Consider the following 21,972-nt stretch of genomic DNA (forward strand, 5'->3'; position numbering starts at 1 on the left):
GCCGGTATGCCCACCGCGATCGACGACGACCTCCCGGCCCGCGTGAGCCTGGCCGCCGCCTGGGAGTCGGTCGACGTGCGGGCCGCCGCCGACTTCTGGTGCACGGTCGAAGACCGCCGTACCGGGCTGCTCCCACGCCGCGACGCGCCGCTGTTCTTCACCGCGCTGGGCCGCCTCCTGGTCGGCGGCGACGTCCCGGCGAACCGAGCGGCGCTGCTGCGGGTACTCGGCCACGCGTACCGTCACTTCGACCTGCTCCCGCACGCCACCACCATCGGCGACGCGTTGCTCGCGACGGTGGCCCGTCACGCCCAGCCAGTGTGGACGTCGCAGCTCACCGTCGTCGCCGAGCGCGCCCTGTGCCGCGCCACGCAGGCCATCCGCCGCGCCGCCGCGCTCGCCGGCGACGGCCGGGCCTGGTGGCACGTCGAGGTGATCGGGCACGATCGGCCGTCGCCCGACATCGCCATCCTGACGGTACGTCCCTTGCGGCGACTGCCGTTGCAGCCAGGTCACGCCGTGCCGGTCTGCACGCCGCGTCTGCCGGGGCACTGGCGCTGGCTGTCGCCGGCCAACGCCCCACGCCCAGACGGCACCGTCGAGCTGCACGTCCGCGCCGTACCCGCCGGCACCGTCTCCCACCGCCTGGTTCATCGGGTACGCCCCGGCGAGCTGCTCTGGCTCGGCCCACCCGTCGACACCGGGCTGAGCCTGGACCCGGCGCGTACCGATGATCTGCTGCTCGTCGCCGGTGGCACCGGGTTGGCGCCGCTGCGCGCCCTGGTCGAGCAGGTCGCCGCCGCACCGGACGGTCGGCGGGTGACGCTTGTCGTCGGCGCGCGTACGTTCACCGACCTGTACGACGCGATCGCCCTCGACAAGCTTCAGTGCGCCCACGACTGGCTGACTATCGTGCCGGCCCTCTCCGACGACCCCTGCGCCGAGCCGGACGAGCAGGGCGACGCTCTGACCATCGCCCTCGACCATCACCGGCCCGGCCAGGACATCTACGTGTGCGGCCCACCCGCGATGGTGGCCGCCGCCCGGGCGCGGCTGCTGGCCCTCGGCATACCGAACGCCAGGGTCCACATGCCCCAGAGCTTCGGCCGACGCGCCAGCGGACCGTGTGGTCCCTGAGTGGGTGATGCCGGTGAGTCATCAAGATGACGCACAGGCATCAGGCTCGTCAGGTCGGGGCCGACTGCGGACCGGCCTCCCGCGCGTGTCAGGTGTTCGTGTCGCCGAACTCGCGTACCCCGTCGACGTCGAGCGTGATCCGCCCGTTCTCGGTCCACTGCCCGGTGGCGGCGAGCCAGCTCGGGTCGTCGCGCTCGTCGATGTCACTCCAACTGTGCCGGTGGTGCCGCAGCTGGATCGGCCCGGTCGACTGGCCCGGCGCGAGCGTACCGTCGGTGAAGGTCAGCTCCACCCAGCCGGGGACAGCAGTGCCCGGCTGCGGATTCGGCGGCGCCGGCGTCGAGAGCCCGGCCGGCCCGCCTGGGGGGACGAAGAACTGCACGGTCTGCCGGATCCGTTGGCAACCCAGCGCGGCCCAGTCGCAGTTCGGCATCAGTGAGGTGTTGCCGCCCTCGAAGCGCAGGTGGTAGCGCACCCGCACCGTGCTCAGGTCGAGCGGCGCGGTGCCGGTGTTGGTGACCTTCAGGAGGTGCTGGATCTGGTTGTTCGTCGGTGACCAGTCGAGGTTGAGGTAGCTGACCGTCGCGCGACCGCTGGCGGTGCGCACGGTCGTCGTGGGCGAGGTGTCGGAGTAGCCGCCGAGCGCGCGGGCGGCAACCGCGATCCGGTACGTCGTGCCGGGTGCCAGGTCGGTGAGAGTGATCGTGGTGTCCTTGGTGGAGCCGAGGAAACGGTACGTGTTGGGCCCCAGCGGCACCTGCACCTCGTAGTTGATCGGCTGCTCCGCCCCGGGCTCGACCCAGGCGGAGGACGCCCAGCTGAGCGTGAGCTGATGCGGCTCGTTGGCGACCACGGTCGGAGTGCCGGGGGTGCTGATGGCCGGGCCGTCGGCACGGGCCACGCCGACGGCGAGCAGGCTCGCCAGCGCGGCAAGGGCGACGGCGGCGGTGACGCGGCGAGCGGGCATAGCCGAATGGTAGCCCCCATCTATCAACATCAATAAATATCTCGCTCGGCGGTGAACCACCGGGTCGTCCCGGGCGTAGTGGTGGCGCGCACGACACCACTCCCACCGGAACAGAAAGGACCCCGCGGAGATGAAGACGCGTGTCAAGAAGATCGCCCTCGGTGCGGTGGCGGGCCTCGCCCTGACCATCGCGCTCCCGGCCAGCCCTGCCCTGGCCATCAACTCGGTCGGCTGTGGCACCCGGACGGACTTCCTCAAGCTCGACATCACGCTCGGCACCGTCGGCATGTCCAGGTGCTTCGCCAGTCGGGGCGTCACGGCCGTGAACATCGGCGGCGTCCACCACTACACCTCGGGCAACAACAAGGTGACTGTCAACTACGAGGCCGGCGGCCAGTACCACACGAGCACTGTCGACAAGTGGTACGGAGTGGACTTCGGCCGCACGGTAAGGGTGTACGAGGTGCGGATCTGGTGACCACTTGCCGGCCATGCCGGTCGCGTCCGTGATCGAGGGGCGTCCTCCCCGCACGTCAGCGCGGCGGAGGGCACCCCTCATGGTCCGTTACGCGACGTAGTCGGCTTGGAGATAATGCCTGGTCAGGTGGCTACCTAGCGTGAACCCGTCATCACGAACGGCCTCGACGTCGGCGTCGCACTGCCGCCCCGTCCGGCCTCAGACGGGAGAAACCACATGCGTACTCAGAACACGGCCCGCCGGTTCGGCGCTCGCGCGTCCGTACCCGTGCTCATTCTTCTCGCGACCGGCGCGGTGCTCGCCCCGGCGAGCCCGGCGTCCGCCGCGGTCCCCGGCCTGGTGCGGATCGCCGCGACAAGCGTCAGCGACTCGGCCGACTTCCACAGCGTCACCGCGACGTGCCCGGTCGGGAAGGTGCTCACCGGCACCGGTTACGAACTCAACGGCGTCACCGGCGAAGGCGTCGTCGACGACCTGCGCCCCAACGGCGGTGTCGCCACGGCACCGACAGCGGTCACCGTCGGCGCCTACGAGACCGAGGCGTTCGCCGGAAACTGGTCGGTGACGGCGTACGCGATCTGCGCCAATCCGCTGCCCGGCCTGGTCCGGGTCACCACGGCCGGCGTCAGCAACTCGGCCGACTATCGCAGCGTCACGGCCACCTGCCCGGTCGGGAAGGTGCTCACCGGCACCGGTTACGAGCTCAACGGCGTCACCGGCGAAGGCGTCGTCGACGACTTCCGCCCCAACGGCGGTGTCGCCACGGCACCGACAGCGGTCACCGTCGGCGCGTACGAGTCGGACGCCACGACCCTGAACTGGTCCGCTACCGCGTACGCCATCTGCGCCAACCCCCTCGCGGGCCTGGTGCGCGCCTCCACGGTGGGTGCCAGCACCTCGGCCGACTTCCGCAGCGTCACGGCGACCTGCCCGGTCGGGAAGGTGCTGACCGGCGCCGGCTACGAACTGAACGGCGTGACCGGTGAGGGCATCGTTGACGACTTCCGCCCCAACGGCGGCCCCGCGACCGCCCCGACGTCCGCCGCGTCCGGCGCGTACGAGGAGGACGCCTTCGCCGGCAACTGGTCCGACACGGCGTACGCCATCTGCGCCACGCCGTAACGGCCACGTGCGGTGGCCGTCCCGAAGGCAGGGGCGGCCACCGGCGTGTTCGTTCCCCCCATATGGAGTCAGCGGGCTGTCGTCGGTGTGCCTCGGCCATAGCGTCCGGACAGGGACGCGAGTCGAGGGAGGCCACCATGACGGGACTGCCACCTGATGCCTGGCCCGACGCCTTCCCGGCGAGCGGCGAGGTCTGGCGGCGCGACGTCTTCGCGGTGGCCGAGGCGTGCCGTGCTGGTGCCGCGAGTCCGCGCCACCCGCTGGCGGCCGTACTGGCCTGGGCCTACGGCCCCATCGGGTACGGCCCATGGCGCGTCACCAGGTCGCGGTGGAGATGGCGGTCAGGCCCGACCGGTGAGCTGGCTATCGGGCGGCGCGCAGTCGATCGTCGAGGGCGTCCAGGTCCGGCACAAACCAGATCTGTTCGCCCCGGTTCGACTCGTGCACCAGGGCGCGCAGCGCCGAACTTCCCGCGAGCTGCGTCGAGATGTCGCCGACCACGGCGAGCCGCAGCCGGTAGTTGACGAACTTCTGCATCACGTCACCGGCGAAGCGGGTGCCGAGCGAGAAGAAACGGTCGTCGAGCCGGTGGGCCGGCACGGCCACCACCTGGGCGCCGAGGAAGGCCGCGCCGATCAGGTCCAGCGCGTCCTGCTCGGTGGCGATCGGCGGGCCGGCCGGGTCGCAGACCAGCACCGGCACCCCGGCGCGTTCCTGGATCTCGTCAGGCATCGTGGACCTCCCGGTCGAGCAGGCCGTTGTCGGCGTTGAGGACGGCGTCGAGCAGGTGCAGCACCTCGGCGGTGCCGGCGGGATCACCGAGGATGATGATCTTCAGGCGGCGGCGGTCATCGTCGTGCACGGTCTGCACCCGCAGCGGCCGGGCCGGGTCGTGCCCGGTGTTGACGCTGGCCAGTACGAGCGTGCCGAGCCGGTCGGCGGCGGCCCGGTCGACACCGTCGATCTGCACGATGCTCGACACCTCGGCGTGCCCGGCCACGACGGCGGCGGGCGGCCGTCCGGTGAGCGCGTCGAGATCGCTGGCGGCGATCCGATACTGCTTGCCGATCCGGACGGCGCGCAGCCGGCCGGCGCGGATGTAGCCGCGCACCGTTCGTACGTGTAGGCCGAGCCGGTCGGCGACCTGTTCAACCGAGTACATGTCTTCCGTCATCGTTCCTCATCCTACCTTCATAGGGAAGGATGAGGACTAATAGGGGTGACCGCAGCAGCGTCACTGGAATCAGCGTCAGGTGGTGACCGGCCATCGGCCGTGGTCAGGTCACCCCGCGGAGCGGATGATGTCCGCGACCGGGCGGCGTGCCGCGGCGACGGCGGGAATGGCGGTGACCATGGCGACCGCGAGCAGGACTCCGAACGCCGTGGTGAGCGTCCAGGCAGCGGGTGGGTATCGCTCGCCATCGAAGAACAGGTAGAGGCCGATGCCGAACGGGATCCCGAGCGCGACGCCGGGCACGGCGGGGAGGAGTTGTGCCACGGCCAGGCCCAAGCCGGTCTGGGCGGGGGTCGCGCCGAGCGCGCGGGCGACCGCCAGCGGTTGCCGGGTGTCGAGGACCGCCGTCCACGTGCTCACGATGGTGTTGAGCAGCGCGAGGAAACAGGCCATCCCGGCGACGATCAGCATGGCCTGGAGGGTTCGTTCGTTGCGGGGGTCGGGGAGTTCCGCGTAGCCGAGATTCAGCGGATCGTCGTCCTGCGCCAGGATCGTGAGCACCGCGGCCAGGGCGGCCGTGGTGATCAGGGTGTTCACGGTGACGAGCCGGGCGCGGTGTGCCCGCCGCGCGTTGATGCGTACGCCGATCAGGAGGGCGGTGGGCAGCCGGCGCGACAGCCAGATGGCCCAGCGCCGACGGCGCGGTGGCGTGGGCGCGTCGGCCAACGCGTGCACGGTGGTGGTGACGGCGGCGCGGAGCACCGGTGCCAGGGTCGCCGCGACGGCGATCGAGAGGGCGAGCGCGGTGCTGGCGATCACCACGCGCAGCGGCGGGCTCATGACGCCGACGCCGACGAATCCGGCGCTGGTGCGGAACAGCAGAGGTGCCGCGATCCAGCCGGCGGCCAGGCCGGCCCCGGCGGCGGCGAGCCCGATCACGAGGTATTCGGCCAGGTGGACGGCGGCGATCACGGCGGGCCCGGCGCCGACGGCCTTGAGTAGCCCCACCCGGCGGCGGCGGGCGATGACGCGGCCCGCGACGATACCCGCGACGCCGATCACCGCGAGGCCGGTCAGCAGCCAACTGCCGACCACCAGGGCCGTCTCGGCCTGCCCGTTCTGGCGACCACTGCTGTCGGCGATGTCCCGCGCCGAGCGGAAGCTCCAGCCGCGGTAGTAGGGATTGCTGCCCGAGGGGTCGACGACGCCGGCGCCGACCTCCGGGTCGGCCAGTTTGAGGTTCAGCGTGTACGACAGCGGCTGGTCCCCGGCGATGGTGGCGATGTCACGACGATCGACCCAGACCAGGCCGCCCTTCTCCACCAGGTTCGAGCCCGGTAGGTGCCAGTGGACCTGCGGGTACACCGGCCGGGCGGCGGTCACCGCGAATCCGGTCACGTGCAGGGGGTGGCCGCCGACGCTGACCGTCTCGCCGAGGTGAATGCCGAGCGCGTCGGCGAAGGTGCGCTCGACGACCACCCCGTCGGGGCGTACCCAGGTGCCGTCGGTCACGGCCGGTCGGTTGACCGCGGCCGGCGTGCCGTCGCGGCCCTCGACGATGACCCGGACGGTTGTGTCGCGGGCGGTCAGCGCCAGGAAGGCCAATGGATACGGTCCGCTGTGGTCGGTGACGCCGGGCAGGGTGGTCAGTGGCGCGAGCGCGTCCAGGGCCCGCGGACCGGGGAAACCCGTCTCCACCACGAGGTCCGGGCCGGCGGTGGCGTCCCGGGTCCGCTCGTACGGGCGGGTCACGAGTTCGTTGAGTGTGAGGCCGAGGGTGAGTGTCGCGGTCGCGGCGGTGATGGCGACCAGCAGCAGCACGGTCTCCGTCCGGTGCCGACGCAGGTCCCGCACCAGCAGTCGCCACACGAGCAGCAGGCGGCCCGCCACGTCAGCGCACCCCGTCGTGGACGCCGGCGAGCATGCTGTCGTCGGCGAACGCCCCGTCACGCATGGAGATCACCCGGTCGGCGACCGCCGCGATGCGGGCGTCGTGCGTAACCACCACGAGGGTCTGCCCGGCGCTGCGCAGGTCCTCGAAGAGCCGCAGCACCTCCAGGGTCGCGGCGCTGTCGAGGTTGCCGGTGGGTTCGTCGGCCAACACGACCTGCGGTTCGTTGCTCAACGCGCGGGCGATGGCGACGCGTTGACGCTGACCGCCGGACAGCGCCGAGGGCAGGTGCGTGGCGCGGTCGGCCAGCCCCACCTGGTCGAGCAGGTGCAGGGCGCGTCGGCGGGCGCGGCCAGGCGACCGACCGGCCAGCAGCGCGGCCATCTCGACGTTCTCCACGGCGGTGAGTTCGTCCATCAGGTGGAAGGACTGGAAGACGAGACCGATGTGGTCGCGCCGCAGCCGCGCCAGGGCGCGCTCGCTCATCGTGTCGATCCGGTGGTCGGCCAGCCACACCTCGCCGTCGGTGGGACGCTGGAGCCCGCCGAGCAGGTGCAGCAGGGTCGACTTGCCGCATCCGCTGGGGCCCATGATCGCCACCGCCTGGCCGGCGGGCACGTCCAGATCCACCTCGTCGACCGCGCGGACCAGCGCGTTGTCCCAGCCGTACCACCTGCTCAGCCCGCGTGCCCGCAGCGCCAACGACCCGTTCATGCCCCCGCCTTCCGTTCCGCGCGACCGCGCTCGGTCCACATGCGTTCGCACGCCTCCAGCCACTCCAGGTCAGCCCGCAGCCTCAACGCGACGCCCTCCAGCAGCAATCCGGCGACCGGATCCACCGACCGCTCCAACGCCGCCCGTTGGGCGTCGCGCAGCCGGCGCAGCACCTCGCGCCGCTGGGCGTCCACCAACGCGATCGGATCGGCCAGCCGGGCAGCCGCGGCGGCCACCAGCTTCAGGTGGAACTCCGCGAGGTCCGGCTTCGGCCAGCTCACCTCGGTGAGCCAGCCGGCGACCCGCTGCTGCCCGGCCGGGGTCAACGCGTAGACCCGGCGGTCCGGCCGATCCGGTAGGCCGTCGGCCCGCTCGGAGGTGACCAGGCCGGCCTTCGCCAACCGGGCCAGCGTCACGTAGATCTGCCCCGCGTTCATCGTCTCGCCGAGGGGGCCGAGCGCACCGCGCATCCGGTTGCGCAGCTCGTACCCGTGCGCCGGCTCCTTGGCCAGCATGGCCAGCACCACGTCCTGCACTCCGGCACGCCCCTTGAGATAGACCGCTAATAGATAACCGCTAGCTATGGCACTGTCAAATCTCGACGCTCAGCGTCGGTGGGGTCCAGTACCGTCTGGGAACCATGGACGCGCGCGTCGGCGACGCCATCATCGGGCGGGATCATCCCGCGGGTCTGCTGCGCGCCGAGCTGGACCGGGCGGCCACCAGCCACGGCGGTCTCGTTCTGGTCACCGGCGAGCCGGGCATCGGCAAGACCACCCTCGTCACGTCGGTGGCGCGCGAGGCCCGCCGGCGCGGCGCGCTCGTGCTCGGAGCGGCCTGCTGGGATTCCGACAGCGCCCCCGGCTACTGGCCGTGGGTGCAGGTCCTGCGGGCCCTGCGCCGCTCCGCCGACGACTGGGCGCTCGCCCGACCGGACGCCGAACCCGCCCTCGCCGCCCTGCTCGGCGAGAGCGGCACCGGTGACGTACCCGGCCTCGCCGCGGCCTGGTCGGCCCGCGACGGCCAGGACGTCGCCGAGCAGGAGGCGTTCGCCCTGTACGACGCGGTGACCGCGGCACTGGTCGCCGTCTCCGCGCGCCGGCCGGTGGTGGTCGTCCTCGACGACCTGCACTGGGCCGACCCGGCCTCGCTGCGGCTGCTGGCGTTCGCCGCCCAGCACACCTGGTTCGAACGCCTGCTGCTGATCGGCACGTACCGCGACGCGGAGGTCGAGGCCGGCGACCACCCGCTGCGCCCGCTGCTGCTGCCCCTGGTCGCCAAGGCCACCACGATCACCCTCACCGGCCTGGCCCGCGACGAGGTGGCCGCGTTGATGGCGCGTACCGCCGGTCGGGAGCCCGCCCCCGACCTGGCGGACGAGGTGCACCGCCGCACCGGCGGCAACCCGTTCTTCGTCGAGGAGACCGCGCGGCTGTGGCACGCCGACGGCACCACCGGCACGATCCCGCCCGGCGTACGGGAAGCGGTGCGACAGCGGCTCGCCCGGCTGCCCGCCCCGGTGGTCGAGGCGCTGACCGTCGCCGCCGTGCTGGGGCGTGAGTTCCACCGGCAGGTCCTGGCGGCCAGCGCGGCGATACCGGTGGCGTCTGTCGACCGGCTGCTCGACGACGCGGTGACCGCCCGGCTCGTGGCCGCCCGGGGTGCCGGCCGGTTCACCTTCGCCCACGACCTGGTCCGCGAGACCCTGTACGACGGGCTCACCACCGACGACCGGCAGGCCCGCCACGCCGCGGTGGTCCGGGCGGTGGATCCGCCGACCGCGCTCACCGACCGGCTCATCCCGGCGGATCTGGCCCGCCACGCCTACCTGGCCGGCGCGGCGCTGGACCGGACCCGGGCCGGCGAGCTGCTGGTCGCCGCCGGGCGGGACGCGTTCGCCCGGCTCGCCGCCGACGAGGCGGGGGTGCACTTCCGCCGGGCACTGGAGATCGTCGAGGACCCCGCGCAGCGGATTCGCCTGCTCGTCGACTTCGGCGAGGTGCAGTACCACCACGCCGGCCGATCCGAGGCCGCACGCCTGTTGGCCGAAGCCGCGACGCTCGCCCGTACGCTCGACGACCCGGTGCCACTGGCCCGCGTCGCGCTCACCGTGCACCGCGCCCGGCAGGTGGACACCACCATCGCCGTTGACACGACGGACCTGGTGCGCGAGGCGTACCAGCGGTTGATCGGCGAGCCCGCCCCCACCGCGTCGACGGGCGCGCTGGTGGCGGACCTGATCACCGCGACGGAGACCATCGCCCGTCGTGGTCGCGACGACGAGGCGCTCACCTTCAGCCTGTGGGCCCGCCACGACACCACCTGGGGGCTGGGCACCGCGGCGGCACGGGCCGCGCTCACCGCCGAGATCCGGGACGTGGCCCGCCGCTCGGGCGACCGGGAGACCGAGCTGTGGGCCACCTCGCTGCGCTGGGTGGCGTTGCTGGAACTGGGCGACCCGCGCTTCATGGAGGAGTTCACCGCCTTCGTCACCGTGGGTCAGCACCGCGAGCTGGCCCGTCCCCGGATGGCGGCGGCCGTCGACGGCGGGATCATCGCGGCGTTCCGGGGCGACTTCGCCGAAGCGGACGAGCGGTTCCGCGTCATCGTCGACCTGTCCGACCCGGGGCACGCCGAGTTCGCCTTCATGGGCCACCACCTGCGCTGGGCCCGGCTGCTGTTGCAGGGGCGCTTCGACGAGATCGACACGCTGCTGCACGAGTGGGCGCCGACCGACTACCCGTACCGGGAGCTGCTGTCGGCCATCACGGCGGCCGAGCGTGGCGACGACGAGCAGGCGGTGCGGTTGACGGCCGGCATCGAGGCGGCCGGCATCCACTACCCGCGTCCGATGTCGCCGCTGTGGCTGCGGCTGCGCGCCCAGGCCGCCGCCGCGTCCCGCGATCCACGGCGCTGCGACGACGCGCGGGCCGCGCTGGTTCCGCACCGTGGGCAGTGGGCGGTGGGGCTGTTCGGCTGCGACATCAGCGGGCCCATCGACCACTGGCTCGCCGTGGTCGACGCCGCGCAGGAGCGTTGGGACGACGCGGTCACCGGATTCACGGCGGCCCGTGACGCCGCCGACCGGATGGGCTCCCGACCCTGGTCGCTCATCGCCCGCGCGGGGCTGGTGAACGCCCTCGCCGGCCGCGACCAGCCGGGCGACGCCGCCACGGTTGCCCAGTTGCGCGCGAGCACCGTCCGGGACGCCGCCGCCCTCGGCATGAGGCAGGTGCTCCTCCGGCTCGCCGACCCGGACCCAACCCACGCCGAGCCGGACCAAGGCGGGCTGGCTCACGCCGTGTCGGGGCCCGCCGTGTCGGGCCACGCCGTTTCGGGGCCCGCCGTTGGGTGGGCCGAGGGCAGCGTGCTGGGCGATGTCGCGCTCGCCGGCCAGGCCGGCGGGAGAGGCCACGCAGGCGAGGGCGACCAGGTCGTCGGGGGCGGCCCGGCCGTCGGCCGGCGTCAGGTGACGCCGCCCGACCCGACGATCGAGGGGTACGCGTTTCGACGCGACGGGCCGGTCTGGCGGCTCGCCTACGCGGGCGTGGTGGCGCACCTGCCCGACGCCAAGGGCCTACACGACCTGCACCTGCTGTTGAGCCGCCCCGGCGGCGACGTCCCGGCGGTGGAACTGCTCGACCCCGCCGCCGGGCCGGTGCTGGTGGCCGCCCGTCGGATGGGCGGCGACCCGGTCCTCGACGACGAGGCGAAGGCCCGCTACCGGCGGCACCTGACCCGCCTCGACGACGAGATCGACCGGGCCGTTGCCCGCGACGACACGGCGAAGGTGTCCGCGCTGGACGCCGAACGCGGCGCGCTGCTCGAGGAGCTGCGCGCCGCGGCGGGATTGGCCGGCCGGAGTAGACGGCTGGGCGACGAGGCCGAACGGGCCCGCAAGACTGTCACCGCGCGAATCCGCGACACCCTGCGCAAGCTCGACGAACGCCATCCCACGCTCGCCACTCATCTGCGCGATTCGGTCTCCACCGGCGCCACCTGCCGCTACCTCCCACAAACCCTCCCACCCTGGCACCTCTAACCCCCGCCCCCGCCCCCCGCCCACGCCCGCGCCCCGCCCGCGCCCCGCCCACGCCCGCGCCCGCGATCTTGCCCGCGCCGCCCACGCCCCGCCCACGCCTTGCCCGCGCCGCGATCTTGCACTTTCGGTTGTGGATCTGGGTGCTCTCGTGGCTTTTGTCGCCACAGAAAATGCAAGATCGCGGGGAAGTCGCCATCAGGTCCTGTCGATCATGGAGTTGTGGTGCCTGGTTTGAGCATTTACAGGCCGCTTTGTCACCCACCACAACTTCATGATCGGCGGCCCGGGTGTGGGGGGCGGGGAGCGGCGGCGGGTGTGGGGGTGGAGGGGCGGGGAGCGGCGGCGCGGGGGTGGGTGGGGCGGGGGGTGGTAGGTGGGGGGTGGGGGTTAGCGGCGGTTGTAGCGGTGCATTGTCAGGGTGCCGAAGACGATGACGAAGCCGGCGCTCCACACCAGGAGCCACATGGTGGCGGAGGCGTCCGAGTGGCCGGACATGACGGCGCGTACCGCGGCCACCAGCTGCGTCACCGGGTTGACCTTCACGAACGCCTGGAGCCAGCCGGGCATGGTGCTCGGCTCGACGAAGACGTTGCTGAGGAACGTCAGCGGGAACAGCACCATCATGCTGACCCCCATCACCGACTTCTCGCTGCGCAGGATCAGCCCGAAGAACGTCCACACCCAGGAGAACGCGAACGAGAAGACCACCAGCAACCCGATCCCGGCGGCCACCCCGGCGACGCCGCCGGTGGGCCGGAAGCCGAGCGCCAGCCCGACGCCGAGGATGACCAGGGCGGCGAGGATGTAGCGCAGCACATCGCCGAAGATCATGCCGACCAGCGCGGCGGGCCGCCAGACGGGCAGCGTCCGGAAGCGGTCGAAGATGCCCTTCTCGATGTCGGTGTTGAGGCCGACCCCGGTGTACATGGTGATCATCACGACGCTGGTCACCATGATGCCGGGCAGGAAGAACTGCAGGTAGTCACGCGGGCTGTCGGCGAGAGCGCCACCGAACAGGTACGTGAACATCAGCACCATGATGATCGGGAACGCGGTCACGTCGAAGAGCTGCTCCGGCACGTGCTTGATCTTCAGCAGGGCCCGCCAGCCGAAGGTGAGCGACGCGCCCAACGCGCTCGGCCGGGCCGGTCGGGCGCCCGGCGCGAGGACGGTCGCCAGCGCCTCGGCGGACGGTACGTAGACCGACGGCGCCCGCTCGGCCGTGCCGGCGGTCGTGGTCGTGTCACTCATCGGGCTGCCTCCAGCTCGTCGTCGCGCTCGTCGGCCGACACGGCCGGATGGTCGGTCAGGGCCAGGAAGACCTCGTCCAGGCTGGGCTGGCCGAGGGAGAAGTCGTCGACGACGATGCCGGCGCGGGCCAGGTCACCGAGCGCACGCGCTGCCTGCGCGCTGGCGTCCAGGTCGGTGCCGGCCTCGCCGACGCGGGCGGTCAGGGCCACCGGATCGGCGGCGAGCTGCACCGGCACGTTCAGCGCCTCCCGGAGCACCTGCTCGGCCTGGGGCCGCTGGCCGGGGTCGCGCAGTCGCAGGTGGACGGTGCCGGAGCCGACCGACGACTTCAGTTCGCCCGGCGTGCCCTCCGCGATCACCCGGCCGTGGTCGACGACCGCGATCCGCCCGGCGAGCTGGTCGGCCTCGTCGAGGTACTGCGTGGTCAGCAGCACGGTCGTACCGTGCGACACCACGGCCCGGACGATCTCCCACACCTGGTTGCGGCTGCGCGGGTCGAGGCCCGTCGTCGGCTCGTCGAGGAAGAGCAGGTCGGGAGTGTTCAGGATGCTCGCGGCGATGTCGATGCGCCGTCGCATGCCGCCCGAGTACTTCTTGACCTGGCGGTCGCTCGCCTCGGTCAGACCGAACGCGGCCAGCAGCGCCGCCGCGCGGTCGCGGGCTTCCGGCTTGCGCAGGCCCAGCAGGCGGGCCAGCAGCACCAGGTTCTCGGTGCCGGTGAGGTCCTCGTCGACCGAGGCGTACTGGCCGGTGAGGCTGACCCGGCTGCGGACCTTGTCGGCCTCGGTGACCACGTCGTGCCCGAAGACCCGCGCCGTGCCGCCGTCGGGACGTAGCAGCGTCGCGAGCACCCGGACCGCCGTGGTCTTACCCGCCCCGTTCGGGCCGAGCAGGCCGTAGACGGTGCCGGCGGGCACCCGCAGGTCCATGCCGGCCAGCGCCCGGGTCTCCCCGAACGTGCGGGTGAGCCCTTCGGCCTCGATGGCCAGGCCGGTGGCGCGTCTGTTCATCATTTCTACCTCTCGTCCGATGGCCGGCGACGTCGTGGTCGGTGTGACCAACGACCCCGCCGCCCTACAGGCGCGAGGTGAAGACCCCCGCCCGCTAGATCGGAACTAGCGGGCGCCGTTCCGGGACGAAATGTCGGTGGGACCGGCTTGACTGGAGTCGACGAGGGGGACGGGATGACGCAGGTACGCATCGAGCCGTGGCACGAGGATGATCTCGAGCTGCTGCGGCAGCTCAACTCACCGGACACGCGCCGACACACCGGCGGCCCGGAGACCGACGAGCAGGTGCTCGCCCGGCACAACCGGTATGTGCACTTCGCCGAGGGTGGGCAGGGGTGCATGTTCACGGTGGTGCTGCCGGACGGCACGCGGGCGGGCAGCGTCGGCTACTGGCGTCGCGAGTGGCGCGACCAACCGGTGTACGAGTTGGGCTGGGCGGTGCTGCCCGCGTACCGGGGGCAGGGGCTGGCCACCGCCGCGGTGCGGGCGGCTCTCGACGTGGCGCGCGCCCGACGGGACCGGCGTCACGCGCACGCCTACCCGTCCGTCGACAACCCCGCCTCGAACGCGGTCTGCCGCAAGGCGGGCTTCACGCTGCTGGGTGAGACGAATTTCGAGTATCCGCCCGGGCACCTGATGCGGGCCAATGACTGGCAGTTCGACCTGACCGCCCCGCCGGCCGACGGGTGAGGTCGGCGGGACGGCCGTCGCAGGTCACCAGGTGGTGTCGAGACGCTGCCGCTGCTCGGCGGTCAACTCCAGCTCCACGGCGGCCAGGCTCTCCTCGAGTTGGGCCACCGAGGAGGCACCCACCAGCGGAATCGTCGGCAGGTCGCCGCCCAGCAACCAGGCGAGCACCACCTGGTTCACCGTCGCGCCGGTCTGCCCGGCGACCTCCTCAAGGGCGGCCAGCCGCCGGGGCGCGCTGGGCAGGTCGTACGCGGCGCCCAGCGGCACATCCGGCCGGCTGTACGCCCCCCTGAGCAGCGGCGAGTACGCCACCAGGGTCAGCTCCGGTTCGGCGCGCAGATAGCTGAGCAGGTCTCCGCCAACACCGCCCAGGTCGCCGTCCGGGTCCAGCTCGCTGGCCACGTCGGTGCGTCGGGCCAGGTAGCTGTGGCGGTACTGGAGCACCTCGTACCCCGGGAGGCCGGCGGCTGCGGCGAGCGCGCGGGCCCGTTCCACCCGCCAGGCGCGGTGGTTGCTCGCGCCCAACAGGCCCACCGTCCCCTCGGCGACCAGCTCGGCGAACCCCTCCACGGTCTCCGCGAGCGACACCGTCCGGTCCTCGATGTGTGCGTAGAGCAGGTCCAGTCGTTCCACGCCGAGCCGGTCACGGCTGCGCTCCGCCGACTCGCGGATGACCTTCGCCGACAGCCCTTCGGCGTTGTCCAGATAGCTGGTGCCGGGGGCCAGTGGACGGGCGCCCAGCTTGGTGGCGATGACGATCTCGGTGCCGATGCCCCGGCTGCGCCGCCACCGCCCCAGCAGCTCCTCACTCTGGCCGCCCTGTGAGCCGTCGACCCAGAACGCGTAGTTGTCCGACGTGTCGATGAAGGTGCCGCCCGCCTCGACGTACCGGTCGAGGATCGCGTACGAGGTGGCCTCGTCGGTGGTGCTGCCGAACAGCATGGCCCCGAGGCTGAGCACGCTGACCTCGCGCCGGGTCGCCGGGTCGGTGCCGATCGTGCGGTACCGCATGGGATCTCCTTCCGGGCGTCCTGCCGGCGGGCGCCCGAAGACCACCCTGCTACCTGGAGCGCGCTCCAGGTCAAGCGTCCGTCTCACCAGGGGAGGACGCCGTACCCACCGCCGGCGTCCATCTGGAAGCCCCAGAGCAGACCGCTCGGCCCGTCCGCCGGCAGGGTCGCCAGGTGCACGCTCACCTCGGCGCCCTGCTCGGGCGTACGGAAGCCGCTGTTGCCGTTCAGGTCGGTGGCGCAGTAGCCGGGGTTCGCCGCGTTCACCTTGATCGGGGTATCCCGAAGTTCCTTGGCGTACATGGCGGTGAGCATGTTCAGCGCCGCCTTCGACGACGGGTACGGCACGGAGGTCAACTCGAACAGCGCGCCGTCCGGGTCGGTCATCACCGCGATCGAGCCGACCTCGCTGGAGACGTTGACGATCCGCGCCGCCGGTGCCCGGCGCAGCAGCGGGAGCAGCGCGTTGGTGACCGCCACCGGGCCGAAGACGTTCGTCTCGTACAGCCGGCGCATCGTCGCCACGGTCGTCTCGCTGGGCAGCCCCCGCGTACCGTCGGCGAGCACGATGCCGGCGTTGTTGACCAGCACGTCGAGCCGGTCGTACTCGGCTTCGACGAATTTCGCGGCGGCGGCCACTGACGTCGCGTCGGTGACGTCCAGCGGCACGAACACCGCGTCCGTGCCGCCGTCGCGCAGCTCCCGCTCCGCGGCGCGGCCCCGCTCGGCGTCCCGCGCGCCGAGCAGCACGGTCATCCCGAGGCCGCCGAGCTGACGGGCGGTGGCGAGGCCGATTCCCTTGTTGGCCCCGGTGACCAGGGCGATCATGTTCGTCATGCCGTCGAGCCTGTGCCCGACGACGGCCGGTGGGGAGAGACGCCGCGAGGCTGGGACCGGCGGTACCACCCTGATCGATGCCTCCCGGGGCATCCTGGGCACATGACGAGCAGCGGCCTGCGACGTGACGAACTGGCGGCGTTCCTGCGCGCCCGCCGCGCCCGCCTGCGGCCCGCCGAGGTCGGCCTCCCCGACGGGGTACGGCGGCGTACGCCCGGACTGCGTCGGCAGGAGGTCGCCCAGCTCGCGGGCATGTCGATCGACTACTACATCCGGTTGGAGCAGGGCCGGGGCCCGCACCCGTCCCGGCAGGTGCTCGCCGCTCTGGCGCGGGCGCTGCTGCTGAACCGCGACGAGCGGGAGTACCTGTTCCGGATCGCGGGGGAGAACCCGCCGTCGGCCGTCGGCCCGAGCCGCGAGGTGCCGCCTGGGCTGCGGCACCTGCTCGACGCCATGACCGAGACTCCGGCGTACCTCGTCGACGCCGCGTACCACGTGCTGGCCTGGAACCGGCTGGCCACGCACTTCGTGGGGGATCTCGCGGCCGTGCCGCACGCCGAGCGCAACATGATCCGCTGGACCTTCCGGCAGCCGATGACCGACGCGCACTGGTCCGATGCCGACGCGCGACGGTTCGTGCACACCACGGTGGCGGACCTGCGGGCGGCCTACGGCCGCTTCCCGGCCGACCCGGCGATCCGCGAGCTGGTCACCGAGCTGCTCGGCACCTCGCCGCACTTCGCCCGGCTGTGGGCCGAGCACGAGGTCGGGGAGCGCCGTCCCGTCGTGAAACGGGTGGCCCATCCCGAGCTGGGGCCGCTGGAGTTCGAGTGCCGCGTGCTGCTGGTGCCGGAGACCGAGCAGCGGCTGATCGTCTACGTCGCCACGCCCGACACACCGACCCAGGCGGTGTTCCGCCGGCTTGCCGAGCGCGTCGACGGCTGACCCGGCCGCGAACAGCACGCTGCCCCGGAGTCGTCGCTCCGGGGCAGCGCGCGCAGGTCAGCGGGGCACGTAGGCGAAGGTGTCCGGGTTCGGACCCTGCCGCCCGGCCTCGCCCTTGTCCACGCCGGTGATCCGCTCCATCGCCGTGTCGTCCAGCTCGAAGTCGAAGATCCCGGTGTTCTCCTCGATCCGCTTCGGCGTGGTCGACTTCGGGAAGATGATGTCGCCGCGCTGCACGTGCCACCGCAGCACCACCTGCGCCGGGGTGCGACCCACCTGATCGGCGATGTCGACCACCGTCGGGTCGTCCAGCACCTTGCCCTGCGCGATCGGCGACCACGCCTCGGTGAGGATGTTGTGCTCGCGGCCGTACGCGCGGACCTCGTCGTTGGTGAAGTACGGGTGCGCCTCGATCTGGTTGACCGCCGGCACCACGCTCGCCTCGTCGGCCAGCCGCCGCAGGTGCGCCACCTGGAAGTTCGACACGCCGATCGAGCGGGCGCGGCCGTCGCGCTGGAACTCCTCCAACACCTTCCAGGTCGAGACGTAGTCGCCGTCGTACAGGGTCGGCAACGGCCAGTGGATCAGGAACAGGTCAATGTAGTCCATCTTCAACGCCGACAGCGTCGAGTCGAACGCCTTGCGGGCGTCGTCCGGCCGGTGAAAGCCGTTGTTCAGCTTGCTGGTCACGTACACCGAGCCGCGGTCGAGGCCGGACGTGCGGATGGCCTCGCCCACCTCGGCCTCGTTGCCGTACATCTCGGCGGTGTCGATGTGCCGGTAGCCCACCTCGAGCGCCGTGGTCACCGCCGCGGCGGTGTCCTTCGGCTCGATCTGGAACACCCCGAAGCCGAGCTGCGGAATCGTGGTGCCGTCGTTCAGGCTGATGTCAGGAATCGTGAATGCCACTGCGGCTCCTTCGCGTCTTCGTTACCCGTCATCCATACCCGGGCGGATGGACGATTCACGCTTGGAACGAGTGACGGACGCAACGGCGGTCCGGTTCACCCGGTCGTGTCGAACAACACCGGCCAGGGCCGCGCCGCCGGACCCGGGGGCGACGTGGGTGGCGTCGGCTCGGCGGCGGCCAGCACCTCGGCGGCGAGCTGCCCGACCATCGCCGCCGCCGGGTGCGCCGACCGCTTCGGCCAGGCCGCCGACGTGCGCTTGGTCAGCGCCGCGTCGGCGAGCGGTCGCCAGGCGATCCGTGGTTCCCGGCGGGCCAGGGTCGCCGGCTCCACGGCGACGCCGCCGCCGGCCAGCACCAACCCGAACAGGAACTCCGGGTTGCGCGCCGGCCGCACCCGCGCCGGCCGCCACCCGTGCTGTCGGCACACTTCCAGCAGGTGGTCGTGCCAGCCCGGCGCGGTGGCCCGGGGTGCGGTCACCAGGTCCAGGCCGGCGAGCGCGGCGAGCGGCACCTCCCGCCCGCGTGCCAGCGGCGAGGTCCGCGGCAGCAACACCCCCAGGGGTACGTCGACAGGGGCGCCGAAGCGCAGCCCGTCCGCCTCGACCGGATGGTGCACGAGCCCCACGTCAAGGCTCCGCTCGCTGAGCATCCGCACCTGCTCGGCGGTGGTCAGTTCGTGCAGCTCCACGTCGAGGCCGGGCGCGTGGGTGGCGAGCTGGTCCAGCAGAGCCCGCAGCGTCACCGCCGGTGTCTCCGGCGGCACACCGGCGCGCAACACGCCCAGCTCGCCCGCGCGGACCTGGCCCATGAGGTTGCGCAGCCGGCCCTCGCCGGCGAGCAGCTCCTCGGCCTCGGCGAGCAGCAGACCGCCGGCGGTGGTGAGCCGCACCTGGCGGCGGGAACGGTCGAACAGCTCGACGGCCAGCTCCCGCTCCAACCGCTGGATCGACTGGCTCAACGGCGGCTGGGCCATTCCGAGCAGCTCGGCCGCCCGCCCGTAGTGCAGCTCGTGGGCGACCACCACGAAGTGCCGCAGATGTCGGAGCAGGTCCACGGCCGGACCCTACGGCAGCGACGGAGTGTCACTGGATACCGTGCCGGGGTGGACGTGGGGGAGCGGATCGAGGCCATCTTCGCCGACGCCGGGGTGACCGGCAGCCTGCACGTCGTGGACCTGGGCGCGGCGGACCGGGAGGTCGGGCTGCGGGCCGACGAGCAGGTGGTGATCGCGTCGATCTTCAAGATCCTGCTGGTGCTGGAGTTCGCCCGGCAGGTCGAGGCGGGCCAGGTCGACCCGACCGAACGTGTCCTGGTCACCGCCGCCGACCGGCTCGGCGGGTGGGGACTGGCCGGCTGCGCCGACGACGCCGAGGTGTCGTTGCGGGACCTCGCGTACTTCGCCATGTCGGTCAGCGACAACACCGCCGCCGACGTGCTGCTGCGCCGGGTCGGTCCGGACCTGCTGCCGATGCTCGCCGCCGAGCTGGGCCTTCGCCGAACCCGCGTTCTCGGCGGCCCACGGGAGCTGGTCGAGATGATGCTCGCCGACGTGGGGGCGCGTACCGAGGCGGAGTTCGCGCGGATCTTCCCTACCCTGCCGGCGGACCAGGTTCGGGCCATGCGGGTCTTCGACCCGCAACGCACCACCTCCAGTACGGCGCGGGACATCACCCGGTTGCTCACCCTGATCTGGCGGGACGAGGCCGGGCCGGCATCGGCGTGCGCGATGGTCCGCGCCTGGATGGCCCGGCAGCTCTTCTGGACCCGCCTGGCGGCCGGTTTCCCGCCCGCCGTGCGGGTGTCCGGCAAGACCGGCACCCTGCCCGGACTGCACCTGGAGGCCGGAGTCGCCGAATACCCCGACGGCGGCCGGTACGCGATCGCCGTCTTCGCCCGCGCCGAGGATCTCGCCCCGCGCCGGATCGACGTGGACCTGGCCATCGGGCGGGCCGCTCGTACGGCCGTTGAGGCGTTACGCGGCGACTGATTTTTCGCCGTGTCGAGCGACGGGACAGCACCGTCGAGCAGGCCTGATATGCGCTGGCGTATCGGAGGCGACAGCGTTCGATCTTGGACCTGGGCCCGAGGGCGCTGGTTGGCTCGGGTCGACCGATCAACCGACACGGGGAGCAGATCCGTATGTCCCACCTCGACCGCCGTCGCTTCCTCCGCGACGCCGCAGCCACCACCGCCCTGGTCTCGGCCGGCGGACTCGCCGCCTCGACCACCCCGGCCCAGGCCGCGCCCCCGGCCGCCGCGCCCACGCCGACCACCCGCGCAAAGGGCGCGGTCAGCTTCCGCTGGTGGGGTACGGCCGGCTGGCGCATCGACATCGCCGACCGGACCATCCTGGTCGACCCCTTCCTCAGCCGGATCGACACCGGCCTGTTCGCCGGCGCGTTCAAGACGGACACCCCGTTGACCGTGCGCACCGACGTGATCGACCAGCGCGTCGAGAAGGCCACGACCGTGCTGGTCACGCACACGCACTGGGACCACTTCATGGACGTGCCGTACATCGCCGGGCGGACCGGCGCGCGGGTGTTCGGCACCCTCACCGCGTACCACCTGGGACTGGCGTACGGGGTGCCGTCGGCGCAGCTCAGCGCCGTGAAGGGCGGGGAGGTGCTCGACTTCGGCGACCACACCGTCGAGGTGGTCGGCTCGCTGCACAGCCGCAACGCGTCGTACTCGGTGGCCTTTCCCGGGGTGCGGGTGAGTCAGCCGGCGCGGCCGGCGACCATCGCGGACCTGCCGGAGGGCGACACGTTGGGCTACCTGCTGCGGGTCGCGGGCGGCCCGTCGGTCTACCTCACCGGGGCCAGCGACGTCGCCGAGCGCAACCTCACCGGCCTGGCGCCGGACGTGGCGATGGTGGCCATGCAGAGCGCCACCACCACCGCCGACTACCTGCCCCGGCTGCTGGCCGGTCTGGACTATCCGAAGGTCGTGGTGCCGGTGCACTGGGACAACTTCGAGACGCCGTTGCGGAACCCGCCGGTCGTCGCGCCGGCGGACCGCGCCCGCCTCGACGAGATGGTCGCGGCGGTGCGTCGGATCTCGCCGCGCAGCCGGGTACTGGTGCCCGAGTACGAGACCGCGTACCACTTCTGACCGGTCCCGGGCGGGCGTCGCACGCCCGCCCGGTCAGCCGGCCGCCAGCTCCGCCAGGGTGCGCACCGACTTCCAGTTGCGGGTGGTGCCCACCACGCCGAGCTGCTTCTCCAGGTACGCGTTGGTGAACTTCGTCCGCCCGTAACCGCCGTCGGGGAAGTGCAGGAAGACCTCGCGGCCGGTCACCGTGAACGCCACGTTCTCGCCACCGGGCACGGTGAGCGCGTCGACAAGCGACTTCTTCGGAGCGGTCGCGAGGAAGGCCACCAGCAGCCGCTTCGGGTCGTCGTCGAGCTCGGCGTACGGGTTGCCGCCGGCCACCGCCGCCAACTCCCGGCCGCTGCGCACCAGCACCGGCACGGTGAGCCCCAGCTCGTCGGTGAGCGCCCGCTCGATGCCGGCGGCGAGCTTCTCCGCGTCGCGCACCGTGCTGCCGAAGACCACGTTGCCGCTCTGCAGGTACGTCGTGACGTCGTCGTGGCCGAGGTCGGTGACGATCCGGCGCAGGTCGGCCATCGCGAGGCGGGCGCTGCCGACGTTGACCCCGCGCAGCAGGGCGACGTACCGGGTCATGGCTCCTCCGTCCACATGGGTACGACGTCAGCCTAGCGGGGTGGACGTAGCTGTCGGACCCGATCGGTAGGCTCCCACTGCCGGCCGCCACGAAGCGAATCGCCGGT

21 protein-coding genes and 1 pseudogene are annotated in these 21,972 nt (G+C 72.5%); 9 read left to right on the forward strand and 13 right to left on the reverse strand.

Features of this window, described 5'->3' with window-relative positions; genetic code table 11:
- The first annotated feature begins 6 nt into the window (after positions 1–6).
- Positions 7–1,137 (forward strand): FAD-binding oxidoreductase, encoded by a 1,131-nt coding sequence (locus tag AB0J36_RS24790; RefSeq protein ID WP_363661169.1) that lies wholly within the window; start codon positions 7–9, stop codon positions 1,135–1,137.
- A gap of 88 nt (positions 1,138–1,225) precedes the next feature.
- Here the strand turns inward: AB0J36_RS24790 and AB0J36_RS24795 are convergent, their stop codons facing one another.
- Positions 1,226–2,104 (reverse strand): cellulose binding domain-containing protein, encoded by an 879-nt coding sequence (locus tag AB0J36_RS24795; RefSeq protein WP_363661170.1) that lies wholly within the window; start codon positions 2,102–2,104, stop codon positions 1,226–1,228.
- Positions 2,105–2,234: 130 nt separating this feature from the next.
- Between AB0J36_RS24795 and AB0J36_RS24800 the strand changes: the two genes are divergently transcribed.
- The 3 genes and pseudogenes from AB0J36_RS24800 to AB0J36_RS24810 form a co-directional block, all read left to right on the forward strand.
- Positions 2,235–2,582: a beta/gamma crystallin domain-containing protein gene (locus AB0J36_RS24800; RefSeq protein WP_357127850.1), complete on the forward strand. Its 348-nt coding sequence runs from the start codon at positions 2,235–2,237 to the stop codon at positions 2,580–2,582.
- Between the two features lie 216 nt (positions 2,583–2,798).
- Positions 2,799–3,704 (forward strand): hypothetical protein, encoded by a 906-nt coding sequence (locus AB0J36_RS24805; protein ID WP_363661171.1) that lies wholly within the window; start codon positions 2,799–2,801, stop codon positions 3,702–3,704.
- A gap of 137 nt (positions 3,705–3,841) precedes the next feature.
- Positions 3,842–4,024: pseudogene (locus AB0J36_RS24810) on the forward strand (hypothetical protein); the annotation flags it as partial.
- A gap of 43 nt (positions 4,025–4,067) precedes the next feature.
- Here AB0J36_RS24810 and AB0J36_RS24815 read toward each other — a convergent pair.
- The 5 genes from AB0J36_RS24815 to AB0J36_RS24835 all read right to left on the reverse strand — a co-directional run bounded on the left by AB0J36_RS24815 (position 4,068) and on the right by AB0J36_RS24835 (position 8,019).
- On the reverse strand, positions 4,068–4,436 hold the full coding sequence (locus AB0J36_RS24815) for a DUF4180 domain-containing protein (protein ID WP_357395976.1): 369 nt from the start codon (positions 4,434–4,436) through the stop codon (positions 4,068–4,070).
- Positions 4,429–4,878, reverse strand: a complete 450-nt coding sequence (locus AB0J36_RS24820; protein WP_357172940.1) for a helix-turn-helix domain-containing protein — start codon at positions 4,876–4,878, stop codon at positions 4,429–4,431. The genes AB0J36_RS24815 and AB0J36_RS24820 overlap by 8 nt, the downstream gene beginning before the upstream one ends.
- A 108-nt stretch (positions 4,879–4,986) precedes the next feature.
- Positions 4,987–6,768 (reverse strand): FtsX-like permease family protein, encoded by a 1,782-nt coding sequence (locus tag AB0J36_RS24825; RefSeq protein ID WP_363661172.1) that lies wholly within the window; start codon positions 6,766–6,768, stop codon positions 4,987–4,989.
- Position 6,769: 1 nt separating this feature from the next.
- Positions 6,770–7,483, reverse strand: a complete 714-nt coding sequence (locus tag AB0J36_RS24830; protein ID WP_357127835.1) for an ABC transporter ATP-binding protein — start codon at positions 7,481–7,483, stop codon at positions 6,770–6,772.
- Positions 7,480–8,019, reverse strand: coding sequence for a PadR family transcriptional regulator (locus tag AB0J36_RS24835; RefSeq protein WP_363661173.1), 540 nt, complete (start codon positions 8,017–8,019; stop codon positions 7,480–7,482). Before AB0J36_RS24835 ends, AB0J36_RS24830 begins: the two co-directional genes overlap by 4 nt.
- Positions 8,020–8,123: 104 nt before the next feature.
- Between AB0J36_RS24835 and AB0J36_RS24840 the strand changes: the two genes are divergently transcribed.
- Positions 8,124–11,525 (forward strand): AAA family ATPase, encoded by a 3,402-nt coding sequence (locus tag AB0J36_RS24840; RefSeq protein WP_363661174.1) that lies wholly within the window; start codon positions 8,124–8,126, stop codon positions 11,523–11,525.
- A gap of 387 nt (positions 11,526–11,912) precedes the next feature.
- On the opposite strand, the gene AB0J36_RS24845 is transcribed toward AB0J36_RS24840, so the two are convergent.
- A complete protein-coding gene (locus AB0J36_RS24845; RefSeq protein ID WP_357398770.1) occupies positions 11,913–12,776 on the reverse strand; it encodes an ABC transporter permease in 864 nt (287 codons plus the stop codon).
- The gene (locus AB0J36_RS24850; RefSeq protein ID WP_363661175.1) at positions 12,773–13,786 is read right to left on the reverse strand and encodes an ATP-binding cassette domain-containing protein; all 1,014 of its coding nucleotides are present in this window, start codon (positions 13,784–13,786) and stop codon (positions 12,773–12,775) included. The genes AB0J36_RS24845 and AB0J36_RS24850 overlap by 4 nt, the downstream gene beginning before the upstream one ends.
- Positions 13,787–13,960: 174 nt before the next feature.
- Here AB0J36_RS24850 and AB0J36_RS24855 point away from each other — a divergent pair, with 174 nt between their 5' ends.
- Positions 13,961–14,476, forward strand: a complete 516-nt coding sequence (locus tag AB0J36_RS24855; protein ID WP_357127820.1) for a GNAT family N-acetyltransferase — start codon at positions 13,961–13,963, stop codon at positions 14,474–14,476.
- A gap of 24 nt (positions 14,477–14,500) precedes the next feature.
- Here the strand turns inward: AB0J36_RS24855 and AB0J36_RS24860 are convergent, their stop codons facing one another.
- Together AB0J36_RS24860 and AB0J36_RS24865 are read right to left on the reverse strand one after the other, a co-directional pair.
- Positions 14,501–15,487, reverse strand: coding sequence for an aldo/keto reductase (locus AB0J36_RS24860; RefSeq protein WP_363661176.1), 987 nt, complete (start codon positions 15,485–15,487; stop codon positions 14,501–14,503).
- 83 nt (positions 15,488–15,570) lie between these two features.
- A complete protein-coding gene (locus AB0J36_RS24865; protein ID WP_357127814.1) occupies positions 15,571–16,323 on the reverse strand; it encodes an SDR family oxidoreductase in 753 nt (250 codons plus the stop codon).
- 102 nt (positions 16,324–16,425) lie between these two features.
- On the opposite strand from AB0J36_RS24865, the gene AB0J36_RS24870 reads away from it, so the two are divergent.
- Positions 16,426–17,268 (forward strand): helix-turn-helix transcriptional regulator, encoded by an 843-nt coding sequence (locus AB0J36_RS24870; RefSeq protein ID WP_357127811.1) that lies wholly within the window; start codon positions 16,426–16,428, stop codon positions 17,266–17,268.
- Positions 17,269–17,325: 57 nt separating this feature from the next.
- Here the strand turns inward: AB0J36_RS24870 and AB0J36_RS24875 are convergent, their stop codons facing one another.
- The gene (locus AB0J36_RS24875) at positions 17,326–18,177 is read right to left on the reverse strand and encodes an aldo/keto reductase (protein ID WP_363661177.1); all 852 of its coding nucleotides are present in this window, start codon (positions 18,175–18,177) and stop codon (positions 17,326–17,328) included.
- Between the two features lie 95 nt (positions 18,178–18,272).
- Entirely contained in the window at positions 18,273–19,232 is a 960-nt protein-coding gene (locus AB0J36_RS24880; protein ID WP_357127805.1) for a LysR family transcriptional regulator, read from the reverse strand.
- A 48-nt stretch (positions 19,233–19,280) separates the two neighbouring features.
- Here AB0J36_RS24880 and AB0J36_RS24885 point away from each other — a divergent pair, with 48 nt between their 5' ends.
- Positions 19,281–20,165: a serine hydrolase gene (locus AB0J36_RS24885; RefSeq protein ID WP_357127802.1), complete on the forward strand. Its 885-nt coding sequence runs from the start codon at positions 19,281–19,283 to the stop codon at positions 20,163–20,165.
- Positions 20,166–20,317: 152 nt separating this feature from the next.
- Entirely contained in the window at positions 20,318–21,292 is a 975-nt protein-coding gene (locus tag AB0J36_RS24890) for an MBL fold metallo-hydrolase (RefSeq protein WP_363661178.1), read from the forward strand.
- Positions 21,293–21,325: 33 nt separating this feature from the next.
- Here AB0J36_RS24890 and AB0J36_RS24895 read toward each other — a convergent pair whose 3' ends face one another.
- Entirely contained in the window at positions 21,326–21,865 is a 540-nt protein-coding gene (locus AB0J36_RS24895; protein ID WP_363661179.1) for a DUF1697 domain-containing protein, read from the reverse strand.
- Positions 21,866–21,972 lie beyond the last annotated feature (107 nt).

The organism is Micromonospora sp. NPDC049662 (assembly GCF_040675055.1).
Taxonomy (GTDB): Bacteria; Actinomycetota; Actinomycetes; order Mycobacteriales; family Micromonosporaceae; genus Micromonospora.

What these genes read in the sequence shown, in the direction of transcription:
- AB0J36_RS24790 (WP_363661169.1), top strand. Translation starts at nt 7, where the DNA reads ATGCCCACCGCGATCGACGACGACCTCCCGGCCCGCGTGAGCCTGGCC.
- AB0J36_RS24895 (WP_363661179.1), bottom strand. Translation starts at nt 21,865, where the DNA reads ATGACCCGGTACGTCGCCCTGCTGCGCGGGGTCAACGTCGGCAGCGCC.
- AB0J36_RS24855 (WP_357127820.1), top strand. Translation starts at nt 13,961, where the DNA reads ATGACGCAGGTACGCATCGAGCCGTGGCACGAGGATGATCTCGAGCTG.
- AB0J36_RS24840 (WP_363661174.1), top strand. Translation starts at nt 8,124, where the DNA reads ATGGACGCGCGCGTCGGCGACGCCATCATCGGGCGGGATCATCCCGCG.
- AB0J36_RS24845 (WP_357398770.1), bottom strand. Translation starts at nt 12,776, where the DNA reads ATGAGTGACACGACCACGACCGCCGGCACGGCCGAGCGGGCGCCGTCG.
- AB0J36_RS24815 (WP_357395976.1), bottom strand. Translation starts at nt 4,436, where the DNA reads ATGCCTGACGAGATCCAGGAACGCGCCGGGGTGCCGGTGCTGGTCTGC.
- AB0J36_RS24795 (WP_363661170.1), bottom strand. Translation starts at nt 2,104, where the DNA reads ATGCCCGCTCGCCGCGTCACCGCCGCCGTCGCCCTTGCCGCGCTGGCG.
- AB0J36_RS24870 (WP_357127811.1), top strand. Translation starts at nt 16,426, where the DNA reads ATGACGAGCAGCGGCCTGCGACGTGACGAACTGGCGGCGTTCCTGCGC.
- AB0J36_RS24800 (WP_357127850.1), top strand. Translation starts at nt 2,235, where the DNA reads ATGAAGACGCGTGTCAAGAAGATCGCCCTCGGTGCGGTGGCGGGCCTC.
- AB0J36_RS24805 (WP_363661171.1), top strand. Translation starts at nt 2,799, where the DNA reads ATGCGTACTCAGAACACGGCCCGCCGGTTCGGCGCTCGCGCGTCCGTA.
- AB0J36_RS24850 (WP_363661175.1), bottom strand. Translation starts at nt 13,786, where the DNA reads ATGAACAGACGCGCCACCGGCCTGGCCATCGAGGCCGAAGGGCTCACC.
- AB0J36_RS24890 (WP_363661178.1), top strand. Translation starts at nt 20,318, where the DNA reads ATGTCCCACCTCGACCGCCGTCGCTTCCTCCGCGACGCCGCAGCCACC.
- AB0J36_RS24865 (WP_357127814.1), bottom strand. Translation starts at nt 16,323, where the DNA reads ATGACGAACATGATCGCCCTGGTCACCGGGGCCAACAAGGGAATCGGC.
- AB0J36_RS24820 (WP_357172940.1), bottom strand. Translation starts at nt 4,878, where the DNA reads ATGACGGAAGACATGTACTCGGTTGAACAGGTCGCCGACCGGCTCGGC.
- AB0J36_RS24830 (WP_357127835.1), bottom strand. Translation starts at nt 7,483, where the DNA reads ATGAACGGGTCGTTGGCGCTGCGGGCACGCGGGCTGAGCAGGTGGTAC.
- AB0J36_RS24860 (WP_363661176.1), bottom strand. Translation starts at nt 15,487, where the DNA reads ATGCGGTACCGCACGATCGGCACCGACCCGGCGACCCGGCGCGAGGTC.